Below are 16,090 nucleotides of genomic sequence, written 5' to 3'. Positions count from 1 at the left end.
GCCAATGTGGACTTTCGTATATCTGATTATATTTTCTATGATGAATTCAGCCTTCGCTGAAACCAAACCAAGTACTGCCACCATACCGATTTGCAAACGCCCAATTGATATGTCTATTCCTACAGAGGTTTTAAAATACGATCTGTGTCTAAAGAAAAAACGATTATATTGTGACAAGAATGAAAGGCTTAAAGAATGTATCGCCTATCGTCTGAGCGAGCGACCAAAAACACTTAGCTCTACCGTTACTGCCGATGCACTTGCTTCTGATCGATGCACCATTTTGCGTGATGGTTCTTATAAATGTAAACAAGACCCACTTCGATTTGTGATTAAAGAAACACCAAGAGCAACTCAACCACAATCATCACCCGCAGCGCCTGCAAATTCTTCATCAGATAATGCAGAAACACCCACTACAGACGACTCCAAAACAACTGCGCCAGGACCAAACTCAGACGATGCACCGCCACCAATTGCTCCACCAACTATGCCTCGATAATTTTAGACAAAAGAAAAGGCACATACTTACCTAAGCAAATAGTGCCTTATAAAAATATAGATTAAATTAAATCGCGATTAAATGTGATCGATGATGATATCGCGCGCCATTACGGTTTTGCGGCCATCATTTTTTGCATGCTCCATACCTTTTTCACAAAGACGCTCTACTGCTTTGCTTAAGATATCGATTGTCTCAGAGCTGGTGTTGCAATCGCCCTTTTCTTTAATATACTTTTTTACTTTACTGGTTACGACTAATACGTCTGCCATTGGTTTTTCTCCTCAAGGTGAAGTTAAATAATTAGAAAAGCGTTGTGTTATTGATTCAAGTTAATTCTATAAACCCACTACAATTAATTACAGCTGTTTTTGCGGCACGTCAAACTCAACCCTTGTATAATGACGGCTTATCGGGCGTAATTAAACAGTGGGGGCTCTCGTTGTCTAGACAAATTATATTGATTATGGCGACTTTATTGATTTTACCGTCCCTGGCTTATACCCAAGGTGGTGGGGGTGCGAGTGCAGGTGGAGGGTCAAGCGTGGGCCAGACTCAAAGCCGTAGGTCATCGGAACGATTCAACATTTTAGATTTTATTCGCAAACAAAAAGAAGCCACAAGCGCTCAAGATTCTAAATACGGACGCGGTGGTGGAAGCTCAAGTGGGCCATATACCGATTTTGTTCTCACATACTCTCAAGATTCAGGGCCCGTGACGCGTAATGGCGATAAATTAGGAAAAGACACTCGCGCTTCAGGACGACTTCAATTTTTACTCGACGATCTATTTACTAAGGGTAATCGTACTCGATCTTTAAACATTGATTTAGGAGTTGAGGGTTTTTACTCACAAACAACTTCTTTTTTAGTTGAACCTCCTTCCACTCAAAATTCACACACATATAATGAAATGGGTGCGGCACTTTTAATTCGCCCCATTGGTCGCAGCTCACAAGACACGGGTCTTCTTGTAAAAGCAGGCTATATGTCTATGAATCAAACGGGCCTGTGGTCAAACACACAAAATTCATATTCCCATTACGCAACTTATCTAGGGGCTGAGGCCAAACTTTATCTATTAAATTTTTTAGGAGGACGCGTTGAATATCAGACAACTTTAGAATCTGACATTAATGCCCTTCAGAGCACATGGAAAATGCAACGCTTTACCTATGGTGGGTTTTTAGAAATTTATCTTTTAAATATTGGCGCCTCTCTTGTTAGTACAGAAATGATTCTGGCCAACAAAAATACAGGCGCCATCACCAAAGAACTTTATTCAGGTGTTAGTTTTTCAAGTATGTTTCATTTTTAATATTAAAATTCAAACTCAACCTTTAAGCTGCTCGAAACTGAAAGTTTTCCTGCATAAATCACCGTTGATTCTCTTCTGTCAGCGGCCCTTACTTGCTTAGCTTCGACTTGATAATCGTCTACTATAACTTTCACAGCGCGAGTCACAGCGCGGCCTGCAGTTTGAGCAATCACATCCGCTTTAACGCGCGCATCATTCATTGCAAGACTCAGCGCTTGGAGTTGTAATTCTTTAAGATTTGATATTCCAAAAGAAATATTTCCAATATGAGTGCCACCTGTAGCGCCCGCTACATCTAGAAACTCTCCAAGTCTTAAAAGATTTCTTAGGGTAAATAAGAATGAGTTGGTAACAGAGTATCCAGTGAGAACCTGTGTGTTTCCTTGAGTTGTATACTCAGGATGAACTGAATAATTTGTAGTTCTATAATCATCTTTTTGAAGTTCAAATTTAGACACAACGGACGTCACTAAATTTTTTGATCTTATGCTGTTTAACTCTTGGGCTTTGGTCACGGTTGTAGCTTTTGTTACGACTGATATGTCGACATTAGCTAAATCAGGGTCTACAACAATTTGGCCCGTGCCCGTGACGATAATCAAATCGCCTGCTTCATTAATACCATCTATTGAACTAAACGCAGTAACGGGAACAAATGCTAAAGCAATAACTGCCAATGCTTTTATAAAGCCACTATTTATATTCATTAGTTTCTCCTGTGTGTTGATTTACCCAGGAGATCGTTGTGCAAGAAATATACACAGCTTTATATTCTCTTTATTTAAATTGGAGCTAAATCTTGTCAATTTGACTCAGATTAAAGTTTAAAATTATTTTAGATGGGTCAAATTGATCAACTGATTCTTTTTGCCGCTTAGAAAAGGGCGAGCACACTCTTTAACGCTGGACGATAAAACGGCGTCGAAGCAATTCCCATAACCAAAGTTAGAATCACCGAAGCGGCAACCACAAACCGCGATAAATTCGCTGGCTGAGGTCTTACATCGTAAATTTCTGGTTTCATGTAGAGATAAACAAGAATACGTAAGTAATAATAAACCGACAACAAACTATTGATCACCCCAAATACTGCAAGCCAGATGTATCCCTCTTTAACTGCCGCTGCAAAAATATAGAACTTACCAATAAACCCAGCCGTTGGTGGAATACCTGCAAGTGAAAGCATAAACACTGTGAGACTAATTCCTAAAAGTGGATAACGAAATCCAAGCCCTGCGTAATCTGTTACATTGAGATTTCCGCGCTCTTCTTTTTCAAAAATACTAACAATTGCAAAGGCCCCGATATTCATCACGCTGTATGCGAGAAGATAAAACAATGTAGCGCCTCCGGCATCTGGACTATTACTTTTTGCTGCTACTATTATCCCCAATAAAATATATCCTGCGTGGGCGATACTTGAGTATGCAATCAGGCGTTTAATGTTTTCTTGAACAATGGCTGTAATATTTCCGATAGTCATCGTTGCCACAGCTATTACCTGAAGAATTAAAAGTAGTTTCTCGTCGGCCTCAAAAACATGTAATACAGCAAGGCGTAAAAAAATCGTAAACATTACAAGCTTTACGCCTGTTGCCATAAAAGCAGAAATAGAAGTGGGGGCCCCCTGATAAACATCAGGCGTCCAAGCGTGAAACGGAAAAAGACTTACTTTAAAACCGATCCCTACAATTAAAAGTACAAGGCCTGTTAAAAAAAGTCGATTTGTCGACGATAAGATCAATGCCTGTGCTGCTAACGGGCCAAGTTGTGTAGAGCCTGTGGTGCCAAAAATAAATGCTACACCGTAAAGAAAAATCGCTGAGGCAAAACTTCCTAATATAAAATATTTAAAAGCCGCTTCTTTTGAAAAAAGCTGTTCATGCCCTAGTGCAATTAAAACGTAAAGTGCGATGGACATAATCTCTAGCCCAATAAAAGCTACCATCAAATCACCAGAGCTCGTCAGCGTTAGCATTCCAACAGCACTTAGCAGAATTAAAAAGGTGTGCTCTGCAAAACTATTTCCTTTGGTATTGACGTTATTGATTGATAAAAAAAGTGTGAACAGTGTGATGGCAAGTACCCCAAGGTTTACGTAAATAGCCATACGATCAAAAATAAGGGCGCCAGAGAAGACAGTTTGAGGTGGAGCTTTACCTTGATAAATTGTTAAGACTGCCGCCAAAAGAATTCCTACAACCGAAAATCCTAAGGTGAGTAAATTAGCGGGCTCTTGATTTTTGCTAAACACTTTAATCGTGATCGGAATACATGCAAAGATTGTTAGCACAGTCATGGGTAATAGAAAAATCGCCTCGGCTAATGTTGGTAATGAAAACTGATCCATTTAAAATTCCTTCGAAGTTGTTGCACTATCGGCGACAACTTTTTCTTGTGAGGGTTTTTCATCGTACACAGTTAAGTGATATTGAGTTCTATTATTAACAAAAAACTCAATTGAGGCTTTTGATTTATCTAAAAAGTGATTTGGAAATAAACCCATCCAAAAAACAAGTACCAAGAGCGGCAACATGACCGCGATTTCGCGCACATTTAAATCAAATAGTGGATGTTTTTTATGATCTGCCTGTGCATGAGATTCGCCCCCGTGACCGTGGCCGTGGCCGTGGCCATGATCGTCGACCACCTCAGGCACAAGCTCACCCGCTGGGCCAAAGAAAATTCTTTTATAAAGCCACAACATGTAAACTGCGCCCCAAACAACACCCGTAAGAGCTAAGGCTGCGGCCAGTTTATTTTCCTTAAATGCGCCCAGTAGAATTAAAAACTCTCCTATAAAACCGTTTGTACCCGGAACGGCAATGCTTGAAAGTGTAATAATAAAAAAGATGATTGAAAAAATAGGAAGTGCTTTTGCTAGCCCCCCGTATTTTGAAATTTCTCTAGAATGTGTTCGCTCATAAATCATTCCAACTAAAAGAAAAAGACCACCAGTACTTACACCGTGATTGAGCATTTGATAAAGACCACCGGTAACACCCTCGGTATTAAAAGCAAAAAGTCCAAGCACAACGTATCCCAAATGACTTACGGAGCTGTATGCCACAAGTTTTTTCATATCAGGCTGTACCATTGCCACCAATGCACCATAGATAATTCCAAAAACTGCAAGGGCTATAAAGAGCCAAGCATATTGAGCTGAAGCATCTGGAAAAAGTGGAATAGCAAATCTTAGAAAACCGTAAGTGCCCATTTTCAAAAGCACACCAGCTAAAATTACTGAACCCGCTGTGGGCGCTTGAACGTGGGCGTCGGGCAACCAAGTATGAAACGGAAACATCGGAGCTTTAATCGTAAATGCCAAAGCAAAAGCAAAAAACATGAGTGTTTGTGGATTAAAAAATGTTTCGGCGTTAAAGGGAAGTTTAAGCTTATAAAAATCAAGAAAACTTGCTGAGATTACACCCGTTTGTTCTTTTGCGTAATACATCAATGCAATGATTGCCACGAGCATAAACACAGAGCCCAACATTGTATAAATGAAGAACTTTACCGAGGCGTATATGCGTCTTTCCCCGCCCCATACTCCAACAAGTAAATACATTGGGATAAGCATGAGCTCCCAAAAGGAATAAAATAAAACTGCGTCTAAAGATAAAAATGTTCCAATCATGGCTGTTTCTAAAATCAACATACATGCAAGAAAACCTTTTACTTTTTGATCAATGGAAGTCCAGCTTCCCAAAATTGTAATAGGAGTTAAAATCGTCGTTAAAATCACAAGCCAAAGGCTGATACCGTCTATTCCTAAAAAATAATTTATTCCAAATGCCGGTATCCAACTTTGCTTTTCTACAAGCTGCATTTGTGCCGATGAAGCGTCAAAGTGGTTAAAAATTAAAAGGCTTAATACAAATTCAATTAATGTGGCCACCAAGGCTACGACTCTTGCCATTTTATCATTTGGAATGAAAAATAAGAGCGCGCCTATAACTAATGGGAAAAATGTAATTACTGTAAGTAACATCTCTTACCTCATGAATACAAAAGCTAGGGAAACTACGATTCCAAAAATAATATAGAGCGCATATTGTTGCACGTTACCATTTGTCATTAAACGAAGGCCGTTACCTGTGCCTTTAACAAAATCAGTTATTAGATAAGTTGTACGATCGACAATTTTTACGTCAACAAAAGCCCAAAGACCGCGACTTAATTGTACAAGTGGTTTAATGATTGTTGCGAAGTAGGCCTCATCAACAAAATATTTATTATGAATAATATTATGAACTGCTTTTAAGTTTGGCTTCACTGCCGTTAACTCAGGACGCTTTACGTACAAGTAATAAGCTGTTCCAGCAGAAAGTGCCGCCAAACAAACGGAGGCCCCCATGGTCAGCCACTCCTCAAGATGTGAGCCGTGACCTGAGACCTCAGCAATCACTGGGTGTAACCAATGTTCTAATATATTTGGAATATGAAAATGTTCGCCAATAACTGCGGGTATTCCAACCCAACCACCAACAAGTGAGAGAATAGCTAAAATTATTAACGGTATGGTCATCACCAGTGGTGACTCATGTACATGTACTGAAGCATTCACGCGACTCTTGCCCCAAAATGTAAGCGCCATAAGTCTTGTCATGTAAAACGCTGTACACATAGCCGCTAGTACACCAACAACCCAGAGTGCTTTTGAACCGAGCGGCGAAGAATACGCCTTCCAAAGAATTTCATCTTTTGAAAAGAAGCCAGAAAATAAGGGGGTTCCTATAATTGCAAGCCAGCCAACGAGAAAAGTAATGTAAGTAATGGGCATTTTTTTAGCTAAACCACCCATTTTTCTCACATCTTGTTCTTCATGCATGCCATGAATTACTGAACCAGCACCAAGAAACATGAGTGCTTTAAAAAAAGCATGGGTCATGAGATGAAAAAGACCAGCGCCAAAAGCACCCACACCAACTGCTAAAAACATAAAACCCAATTGGCTTACAGTGGAGTAAGCTAATATTTTTTTAATGTCGTATTGAAATAAACCAATTGTCGCAGCAAACAATGCCGTTGCCGCACCCACACATGCAATGATCATCATTGTGTTTGGCGCTGCTACAAACATAAAGTTTAAGCGTACGATCATATAAATACCTGCTGTCACCATAGTCGCAGCATGGATAAGTGCTGAAACGGGAGTAGGACCTGCCATCGCATCTGGAAGCCATACGTACAGAGGTATTTGTGCTGATTTTCCTGTGGCACCAACAAATAAAAACAAAGTTGCTAAAGTTAGCGCGCCCCAACCCATATCAGTTTGATAAGTAATTTTGGCGAGCTCTTGAAAATCAATCGTACCAAATGTTGTGAAAATTAAAAATAACCCTAAAAGAAACCCGGCATCGCCAATTCTATTTGTTATAAACGCCTTCATACCGGCTGCGGCTTTTTCTGGATCTTGAAACCAAAAACCAATGAGTAAGTAAGAACAAAGACCAACACCCTCCCAGCCCACAAACATAACAAGTAGGTTGTCGCCCAAAACGAGAATGAGCATGTTGAATAAAAATAGATTGAGGTATGCGAAAAATTTTGCGGGTTTTGCGTCGTGGCTCATGTAGCCCACGCTGTAAAGATGAATAAGTGAACCAACGCCAGTAATAATCATAATCATTATGGCATTAATCGGATCAACCATGAAACCCATGTTGGCTTTAAAATCTGCAACATTGATCCAATTGAAAAACACTTCGTGAATTTTACGAGCTTGGGGCTCAAGTTTTAATAGTTGGCAGTAAAGCAAGGCTGCACATACAAAAGAAACTGTGCTTGCCAGCGTTGCAATAAAACCTGCAAGTTTATAATTTTTATTATTTTGTTTTACGAATAAACCGTTAATCAAAAAACCGACTAATGGTGATAACAATAAAACTGATATTAGAAGGCTTGTACTCATTGTTATCCCTTCAAATTCTCAAAACGCGAGATGTTCACTTCTTTAAATCGTTTATAAATTGCAACTGCGATTGCTAAACCCACGGCCGCCTCTGCAGCAGCAATAGTCATTACAAAAAATACCATTATCTGACCGTCGATGTTTTGATTGTATTTTGAAAACGCCACAAAAACTAAATTCACAGCGTTGAGCATAAGTTCAATACTCATAAGAATGACGATGGCGTTTCGCCTCATTAATACACCCAAGACACCGATAGAAAATAAAACAGCACTTAATATCAAATAGTGATTTAAACCGACATGTATAATGGAATTAAAATCAACCGCCATGATGAGTCCCTCCTTTTGACTTTGCAAGAGCGACAGCGCCAACAATTGCAACTAAAAGTAAAAGGCTCACAGCCTCAAACGCAAATACGTACTTTGAAAACAGTCTACGGCTTAAGCTTACGGTTGATCCAAATTCAGCATCAGATGTACTTGCCACAACGTTAGGATCCGGTAACACGACTTCTTCTTTTTTAGCTTCATCAATAAGTGCGGCGTCTTCGGCATTGGTAAAATCTTCGTCTGGATTGATGTGTGTTTGTTTAGCGGGAAGCTCATTTGGCAACTCTTTTTTCTCAAGATCTTGCGCTACTGTTTGAGGTGCTACATGAGCACCTGGATTTCCATTCACAGCACTTACAGCAAGCCAACCTGTGCCGACTAAGAATCCGCACATCACGGCTACCGCTAAAATCTTTGATAAATTCAAAGGTGTGATTCTAAAAATATCTTCATGCTCGTGCTTTAAATCAAAAAGCATCAGCACCATAACAAAGAGTACCATTACGGCGCCCGCATAAACTGTGATTTGAGCCACTGAGACAAAATATGCTTCTAGTGTAAAAAATATGGCGCCAAGAACACACATTGTGAGCGCTAAAAACAAAGCTGAATAAATTGGATTTCGTACTAAGACGACAAGAATCGCACCGATCGTGGCGATGCCAGCGAATGTATGAAACAACATGTCTTCTGGTGTAATTCCTAGCATAAGTTTCCTTTACATCTTTACTCGCGCAAAAAACATGAACACCGTTGTTATAACGAGATTGGCCAGCGCCCATGGAAGCAGCGTCTTCCATCCTAAATCCATAAGTTGATCATAACGAAATCGAGGGAGCGTCCAACGCACCCAAATATAAACAAAAAGCCAAAAACCAGTTTTTAATAAAAATGAAACTAGATGTGTAAGTGTGGTTAAAATGCTGGCGATATCAGCGGCAGATAAAGAAATCAACCCCGCCATACCTTGAGCATGCCCCATCCAAAATTTTAAAACTTCATCAGGTGACATAAACGGAATTGCATAACCACCAAAAAACAAAGTGGTTATCAACGCCGACGATGTGATCATGTGGCCATATTCGCCCATGAAAAACATATTAAATTTAAAACCACCATACTCAGTATGGTAACCCGCGACGAGTTCTGCTTCGCCCTCTGGTAAATCAAAGGGCAATCTATTTGTTTCTGCAAATCCAGATGTGATAAATAAAACAAAAGCTACGGGTTGAAAGAAGATTCCCCAATTAGGAAGCCAAGAAACTGTTGTGGTGCTTCCTTGCCAGATAAAACTCAAATGCCCCGTTTGTGCTGTGATCATTTCATTAAGACTGAACGTTCGAAAGATCATGAGTATTCCAACAATGCTCAAACCCATCGCAAGTTCATAGCTGATCATTTGTGATGAAGCTCTCAGCGCACCAAGTAATGAGTATTTATTTCCTGAAGACCAACCGGCAGCTAAAATTCCATAAACTCCAAGTGATGCTACGGCAAATATATAAATAATGCCCACATTGATGTCGGCCATTTGCATATTGATCGTATGACCCATGACCGTTACTGGAGTTGAAAGTGGAACAGCTACAAAGGTTAATGCCGCAGGCAAGAGCGCAAGCCCCGGAGCCATAAAATAGAGAACTTTTTCAGCTTTTTGAGGAATAAACTCTTCTTTGAAAATAAATTTCACCGCATCTGCGGCCAATTGTAAAAGCCCTAGAGGGCCAACGCGGTTGGGCCCAAGACGATTTTGCATAAATGCAGATCCGCGTCTTTCTACCCAAACAAGGAGTGGAACAGTGCTCACAATACCTACGAAAATAAGGGCAATCTTTAATGTATTGATAATGAATTCAAGTAGTCCTGATCCCACTGATTAATCCCAATCTAAGGCATTGGCCTTCCACACATAAATAAAGCCAAATGTAAGAATCGCCATGAAAACCATCATTTCGACGAAAATGAATGGACCGTAGTTTAAAAAATCTGTGTATATCAACGCCCACGGATAAAGAAAGATAACCTCGATATCAAATAGAATAAAAAGTATCGCTGTTAAATAAAATTTAACCGAGAATTTTGTAGTTTGATTATCAATGCCAGGAATTCCACATTCATATGGCATTTGTTTTTGTGCAGTAGGTTTTCTTTTTGGCCCAGCCAAGAAGGTTAGGCTCAAACTCACTACTACAAAACCCACAACCACAACGATGAGCACAAGAACCGGCGCAAGTTGTTGAATCATCACTGACGTCCTTTAAATATCACCAAAGAAATTGCGAATTGAAAATGCTCCATATTTATACAAAGATTCCCAAAAGATTCCCATGAAAATCAGAAGGGCAAGTTGGCCTAATCCCCATAGTCGTTGATTTTTTGTAAGTTCACGTACGCGCGTCGCACTTGTCGCGCCTTTTTGAAATGCCAAAGCTGTAAGACGCATCACGTAGTAACCACTTAAAGCCACATTTAGAAGTAAAAAAAGTCCAAACCAAGAATTGATGCATAGCGTTTTGTATAAAAGTATACTCCCATAAAAGGGCGACAAGCCCGCAGCCGCAACGAGGCTCATTATTACAAGGAGCGAACTTATAAGATCTTTTCGGCCCATGCCTCGCCACTCTTTCCAAGAAAACTGTGGTGGCAATTGTAAAGATTCAATGGCGGAGATTAAAAGACCCATAACAAAAACTGAAACTAATATTTGGCTCATAGCAAATCCAAAGGTTTCTCTTTGGCCAAATGAAAAAGCAAATAGAGCATGAACAAATGGATTTAATATAAAAACAAGAAAACTACTTTTAAGATCATTGTTGAAAAGCGCTAAAAGTGGCACCAATACAAGTCCGACAACAGAAACAATACGCACATCTAAGAAAACATTAATTGTACCCAGCGCTTCGAGTTCAAGGGCTCCAATATTTGGTCGCGAAAAAATCAAAATAACCCAGCGAAGAAAAATATTTAAACCCACTATTGCTAAAAGTGTGGTTGCACCAACTGCCAAAGGCCACGAGGTTTGTCGTCGAGAATACCCCAACAATCCTTGAAAAGGCGGAATCCCCATGACAAGGGCCCCTAAAAATAATGTGAGTATTTGAATAGACATGAGCCCAGAAACACTTAAGTTTGGTCTCGCAATTACTCTTTGCATTTCATCAATACGCGTTTCGGTGAATACAGAAAAACATAATAGACTCAGTAATCCGCCAACAAGAAAAATGATTAACGATCGCACGAGAGCTGAGTGTACTAACGCGGGCTGATTTTTTCTGTGGCCTTCGGCCGCTAATGCCCCTTGTATAGCCCATAGAAGTCCGATAATCGCCAGTATACCAAAAAATATACGATTCGATTGTACACTAAAAAGTGCAAAGAGCGTGGCTCCGAGCGTGAGAAGATTGGCCTGGGGCGTGAGCTGTGTGTACTCACCCCTTCTCCAGAGCTGAACTACAATACCTAAAAGCAAAATTGAAATACTAAGTGTTTGGCTTACGCCATCAAGAACCAAACCCCCACGCCCAAAAACTGTAGAGGGAACTCGATAAAGCAAAACCTGTTGAATTGTTGCTAGCAAGAGTACAAAGGTATGAACTATCCATTGATGACTGAGGCGATCTTCTTCTCCCCAAATTTCTAAAGCACTAATAATAAAAACACCCAACAGAAGTGTCGCGTGGGGAATAAACAACTCATAAAAATTCATTTACCACCACCCCACCAGACAGACATTGCGCGAGCAAGCATTCCAGGCTCTGAAAGTAAAGCTGTGCTTGCAATAGTTAACGCAAGCGCAATACTTTGCCTCCATCCCCAACTTTGCTCGGGGGTGCTGCGATCACTATCTGCATTGCCAACAAGGCCTGACCAATAAATGAAAAAACCAAGTAACCAAATAACACTTCCGATACGCAAATTCATATTTGTGGAGGGTAGAAGGCCCAAGAGTATGAATGTAAATAAAATCGACCCTGGAATTCCCCAACCAGATATTTTCAAGAATATATATCGAAGATCATTTCCTCTAATTGGCGCTCGACTTACAATAACTGTCGACCAGGCTCCAGCCACCGCTCCACCAATTCCTGCAAAAATGCGATTTTGTTCAAAGCTCAGCGCAGTCCATAAAATAAATAATGACCATCCACTGCAAAACAAAATGTATCTCTCTCTCGACTTACGAAGAAAAAATCCCAACATTGCGAGACAAACCCCCATCACCGGCACCAAGAGTTGAATGTTGATAAAAGGAGCTTCATGAATAAGGTTTGGTAAAAATGTTGCGCAATAAAAAAGACTAACAATGCTACTAGTGGCTGAGCGCGTGGCAGACATAAAGGCTGTTGTTTGCACATCACCTTGCTTACGTAGCATTGAAAAAAGCTCTAAGAGTGCAAGTAAAAAAATTCCCGCCAATGAACAAATCAGTGTGGCTTCGGCAGGCAAAGCGGGCAAGCTTTGCCCCATCACCAAGATAAAAAACAATACAGCCGGCGTAAGCATCGAGCGCAACAGAATGTGGCCATCCCAAGATTCTGAGTTTTGCTCAAAACCAAGTGCAATTAAAAATACAGCTCCAGCCACATCTCTCCAGAAATATTCAACAGATGGTTCTAATATAGATTTTAAAACTAAGCCAAAAACCGTGAGAAAAAGGGTGCTGTTTGCGATATTTTTTGTAATTGCGTTTTCGGTATCAAAAATAAATATTCCAATAAAACTTAATCCACAGACAACCAACCAGGGTACTCTTGAGACTTCTCCTAAAGCTATTGATGCTGAAAATAAAATCAACATCCCTATTAAGACAATTGGGAATTTAATTCTCATGGCAATCTCCCAAATAAAAGCAACCCCAAGATACCCAGCAAAACTATTATGGAAGCCTCACTGTCGAGTGCATTAAAAAAGCGAGCGGATATAACAGTAACCTTACCAGACATAGCTTGCTCGATTACTTCTGATTGGCGCGCACTTACACGCTTAAACCGTGGAAGCGCAAGACGACCCATGCTTTTCATTGGCTTAAATAATCTGGGTTTTGTTTTTTGTAATATTTTGCCAATTACATAAAAAACAACAAAACTTCCCGATAAAACTGCACTTGCGGTGTCTAATGAAACTTCTAATTCTGGATGTAGTAAAAACTCACTTACACCAACGGTCAACGCGATGAATACCCCCACCACCTCGATAACCCAGTTAGTTTTAACTTCTTTAAGATTAACAAATGTTCGCGCAAATAGAATTCCAAAAAGTGCTGCCAATGCAATTGCAACCTCAGGTATTAATGTTTTTGGAAGATCACCGGCAACAAAAGCTCCACTTGCCGCCATTAATATTGCTAAAAGATAAATGTTTTTCCCTTGATACAAACTCAATGCCCAAAAACTTGTGCCCAATATTCCCCAAACAGGCGAAATAGAAAATAAGCCCAAACTTAAAAAACCCAAAAGCTCAACAGGCCTTGCGCCAATACTTAAAATGCAGGCCATTGCCATCCAAATTACTGCCCATAAATCCGAGTCTTGTATACTTTGGGTGCGCCATAATACAAAAATAGAAATTAAACTCATACACGTGAGAAATCGGTCGCGATTATCTTCTAAATAAACGGCTAAATTCAAAAACGGCCACGAAGAGAGACGTAAAACTATACTAGCGGCCACACAATAAATTAGTTCACTGTCCGTAAGGCCTAAGAGCACCCCTATAGTTGTGGGAAGTAGTGATGTTAAAGATATTAAAAAACTCTCGAGTTCTAAATTAGAAATTCTCTCAGCACTAAAAAGGGCATCAGAAAATATTAATAAAATTATGATCGATGCAATATCTTTTGTTAAAAGCGCTTGGCCAACAAACAAGGCGGCGATAATATGAAGTGGTTTCAATTTTTTTTTAATTGCCCCGTCAAAAAGCACTACAGCTAAAAAAGTAGTATAGGGTAGCCACCATTGAGGCTCTTGAAGATGGGGGTAAAGCAAAAGTGCATTTGCAATAACCGCAACAATAACAGCACACCAAAGCAATGCCGCTTGAGGCTTTTCTCCGCGGAAGAAGGCTAGACCAGATAATGGTATAAAACTGAATAAAATTCCTAACTCACTCACTGTCACTCTCTAGATCTAGATTCTCTGAATGTGAAAACCGTTTTGTTCCCGCGGCCATTAATACAAAAATCATCATGCAACCAAATGCTGCAATAAACCATGCGGCCGCTTGCGAGTTGAAATTATATTGCTCCGGTTTTTTTAAACTCATAAGTACAAAAACAAGTGAGTCTATAAAAAGCTTTAAGGCTATCAATTGTACGAAAAAATGGCGCACGCAATATATAACTCCCAAAGCAACCATCATCACAATTACGATGAATAAAATCATCCCCGCCTCCGCACCATGAGGGCTCCCGCCATTACAAAAACCATAAGCGAAATGGCGGCCGACAACCACAAACCCGCCTGATACTGCGCCATAAAGATACTTCCAACCTCTTGAAGGCTCTCTGGATTCGATTGAAAGGTAAGACCCCCCTGTTCAAGCATTTTTACAAACGCAAAACAAAGTAAACCCATAGGAAAAATAAGAAATAGATTTTTTATATGCAACTCCTCATCATCGCGATGAATGAGCCAAATCATTCCACAAGAAAAAACCAATATCCCCGCTATAAGTGAAAACATTCCCAAAATTGTCGATTCATAAACCATAATGATGACATTGATCACCACGTCGATAACCATGAGTATACAACCTAGAATATATGTTGATTTTTTCATGTACACCCACTCGGCAAGAAAAGTGAGAGGGTTAAAATTAATATTGAAATAGGCGTGAGTTTCCACAAAATAAATGATTCAGCCTGATCTTCGCGAAGCCTCACAAATAAACACGACAAAACTTCAGAACTCACATTTAGAATAACGCATTTTAGAATTAATAATCCATTTCCCATAACTCCATGGGCACCACCTAAAAAAGTATCAACAATAAAAAGGCTCCAGATCGTACGCCTCAGGTGGGGAATAAGATCGTCGAGTGTCCACCCATGGTGTTTTACTTCTGTGTCTGATTTTGAAAACATCGTTTGAAATGAAAGAAATAAATTAATTACAACCAGTGCAAACATAAGAATAATGCTTAATGGATATTGAAAAACAAGCCCTCCACCTGCTTCTTGTGACTTTTGAATTTCAGAAAATGAGTCAGAACCTGTCATTGCTACAAGTGCTATTCCTAGAATAAATAATACTGTTGCACTGCCAATTGATCGCTCTGCATGACTAAGAACAAAAGGCCAACCAGAGCCACTCTTTTGAGTCCATTGAAAAATCAGCGCTAACGTGGGGCCAATCATACTCATGCCTAAAAAAACCCAAAGTGAATGGGGAGCATGCAATACAATTTCATTTGACCAAACAGGCAACAAACCAGCAGTTAAAAAAATAAAAGTGCAACCCAGCGCTGTACCGAAATGAGCCTTAAGATCTCCCTCCATACGCAACACCTTAAGGGCGTGACGCTGAAGTGTTTTTGCAATGCTAGATTTAGTTCCTGTGAAACCTTTGCGAAATTCAATGCGGTTTTTAAAAAACTCTTCGATCAATAAACTTATTTCTAAAATAATAAGCAGCAAGCTTGTAACTTTAAAAAAGCCCAAAAACCCTTGAACAAATGACTCTGGATTCATAGGCGCACCACACGCTTAAAGTACAAATACCCCAATAAAAAACATACTGAAGGAATAATAAGTGAGGCTAAAACAAATTCTATATGACCCTCACGAGCCAAGCTCTGAGCCATTTTCATCGCGGTGAAGTTCATAAAGACAAAAGACAACGCTGAAAAAGGCAATATAACTGAAAATGAAATGATGACCCGTGAACTGAGTGAAGGCGGCTTTTTTTTAATTCGCAACTTTGGCTGTAATTGAGATTTACTATAAAGACTCGCAAGCGCATAACAGAGACCGACGACGGTAACGAAGCATGCTAGAATGTACCCGAAAATATAAACCATGCGGCCTC

At 39.9% G+C, this 16,090-nt stretch carries 17 protein-coding genes; 2 read left to right on the top strand and 15 right to left on the bottom strand.

What is annotated here, in order from left to right:
* Nucleotides 1-4: 4 nt before the first annotated feature.
* A complete protein-coding gene (locus tag SGI74_07455) occupies nt 5-502 on the top strand; it encodes a hypothetical protein (GenBank protein MDZ4677334.1) in 498 nt (165 codons plus the stop codon).
* Between the two features lie 77 nt (nt 503-579).
* Here SGI74_07455 and SGI74_07450 read toward each other — a convergent pair whose 3' ends face one another.
* Nucleotides 580-774 carry a hypothetical protein gene (locus SGI74_07450; protein MDZ4677333.1) on the bottom strand — a complete coding sequence of 65 codons (195 nt, stop codon included), beginning with the start codon at nt 772-774 and terminating at the stop codon, nt 580-582.
* 170 nt (nt 775-944) lie between these two features.
* On the opposite strand from SGI74_07450, the gene SGI74_07445 reads away from it, so the two are divergent.
* Nucleotides 945-1,820 (top strand): hypothetical protein, encoded by an 876-nt coding sequence (locus SGI74_07445; GenBank protein MDZ4677332.1) that lies wholly within the window; start codon nt 945-947, stop codon nt 1,818-1,820.
* A gap of 2 nt (nt 1,821-1,822) precedes the next feature.
* Here SGI74_07445 and SGI74_07440 read toward each other — a convergent pair whose 3' ends face one another.
* The 14 genes from SGI74_07440 to SGI74_07375 form a co-directional block, all read right to left on the bottom strand.
* Complete coding sequence (locus tag SGI74_07440; protein ID MDZ4677331.1) at nt 1,823-2,527, bottom strand: SIMPL domain-containing protein; 705 nt, start codon at nt 2,525-2,527, stop codon at nt 1,823-1,825.
* Nucleotides 2,528-2,694: 167 nt separating this feature from the next.
* On the bottom strand, nt 2,695-4,170 hold the full coding sequence (locus tag SGI74_07435) for an NADH-quinone oxidoreductase subunit N (GenBank protein ID MDZ4677330.1): 1,476 nt from the start codon (nt 4,168-4,170) through the stop codon (nt 2,695-2,697).
* On the bottom strand, nt 4,171-5,811 hold the full coding sequence (locus SGI74_07430; protein MDZ4677329.1) for an NADH-quinone oxidoreductase subunit M: 1,641 nt from the start codon (nt 5,809-5,811) through the stop codon (nt 4,171-4,173).
* A 3-nt stretch (nt 5,812-5,814) separates the two neighbouring features.
* Complete coding sequence (gene nuoL / locus SGI74_07425) at nt 5,815-7,734, bottom strand: NADH-quinone oxidoreductase subunit L (protein MDZ4677328.1); 1,920 nt, start codon at nt 7,732-7,734, stop codon at nt 5,815-5,817.
* Between the two features lie 2 nt (nt 7,735-7,736).
* A complete protein-coding gene (gene nuoK, locus SGI74_07420) occupies nt 7,737-8,066 on the bottom strand; it encodes an NADH-quinone oxidoreductase subunit NuoK (protein MDZ4677327.1) in 330 nt (109 codons plus the stop codon).
* Nucleotides 8,056-8,775, bottom strand: a complete 720-nt coding sequence (locus SGI74_07415) for an NADH-quinone oxidoreductase subunit J (GenBank protein MDZ4677326.1) — start codon at nt 8,773-8,775, stop codon at nt 8,056-8,058. The genes nuoK and SGI74_07415 overlap by 11 nt, the downstream gene beginning before the upstream one ends.
* 9 nt (nt 8,776-8,784) lie before the next feature.
* Nucleotides 8,785-9,939: an NADH-quinone oxidoreductase subunit NuoH gene (nuoH, locus tag SGI74_07410; GenBank protein ID MDZ4677325.1), complete on the bottom strand. Its 1,155-nt coding sequence runs from the start codon at nt 9,937-9,939 to the stop codon at nt 8,785-8,787.
* A gap of 3 nt (nt 9,940-9,942) precedes the next feature.
* Nucleotides 9,943-10,311, bottom strand: coding sequence for an NADH-quinone oxidoreductase subunit A (locus tag SGI74_07405; protein MDZ4677324.1), 369 nt, complete (start codon nt 10,309-10,311; stop codon nt 9,943-9,945).
* 12 nt (nt 10,312-10,323) lie between these two features.
* The gene (locus SGI74_07400; GenBank protein MDZ4677323.1) at nt 10,324-11,772 is read right to left on the bottom strand and encodes a hypothetical protein; all 1,449 of its coding nucleotides are present in this window, start codon (nt 11,770-11,772) and stop codon (nt 10,324-10,326) included.
* Nucleotides 11,769-12,896 carry a hypothetical protein gene (locus SGI74_07395; GenBank protein ID MDZ4677322.1) on the bottom strand — a complete coding sequence of 376 codons (1,128 nt, stop codon included), beginning with the start codon at nt 12,894-12,896 and terminating at the stop codon, nt 11,769-11,771. Before SGI74_07395 ends, SGI74_07400 begins: the two co-directional genes overlap by 4 nt.
* Nucleotides 12,893-14,176, bottom strand: a complete 1,284-nt coding sequence (locus tag SGI74_07390; GenBank protein MDZ4677321.1) for a hypothetical protein — start codon at nt 14,174-14,176, stop codon at nt 12,893-12,895. Before SGI74_07390 ends, SGI74_07395 begins: the two co-directional genes overlap by 4 nt.
* Nucleotides 14,169-14,447, bottom strand: a complete 279-nt coding sequence (locus SGI74_07385) for a hypothetical protein (protein MDZ4677320.1) — start codon at nt 14,445-14,447, stop codon at nt 14,169-14,171. Before SGI74_07385 ends, SGI74_07390 begins: the two co-directional genes overlap by 8 nt.
* Entirely contained in the window at nt 14,444-14,842 is a 399-nt protein-coding gene (locus tag SGI74_07380; protein ID MDZ4677319.1) for a hypothetical protein, read from the bottom strand. The genes SGI74_07385 and SGI74_07380 overlap by 4 nt, the downstream gene beginning before the upstream one ends.
* Entirely contained in the window at nt 14,839-15,753 is a 915-nt protein-coding gene (locus SGI74_07375) for a hypothetical protein (GenBank protein MDZ4677318.1), read from the bottom strand. The genes SGI74_07380 and SGI74_07375 overlap by 4 nt, the downstream gene beginning before the upstream one ends.
* Nucleotides 15,754-16,090: the final 337 nt, after the last annotated feature.

The organism is Oligoflexia bacterium (assembly GCA_034439615.1).
Lineage (GTDB): Bacteria > Bdellovibrionota > Bdellovibrionia > JABDDW01 > JABDDW01 > JAWXAT01.
The sequence above is the reverse complement of the archived record's forward strand: the minus strand, read 5'-3'. Positions and strand labels throughout refer to the sequence as shown.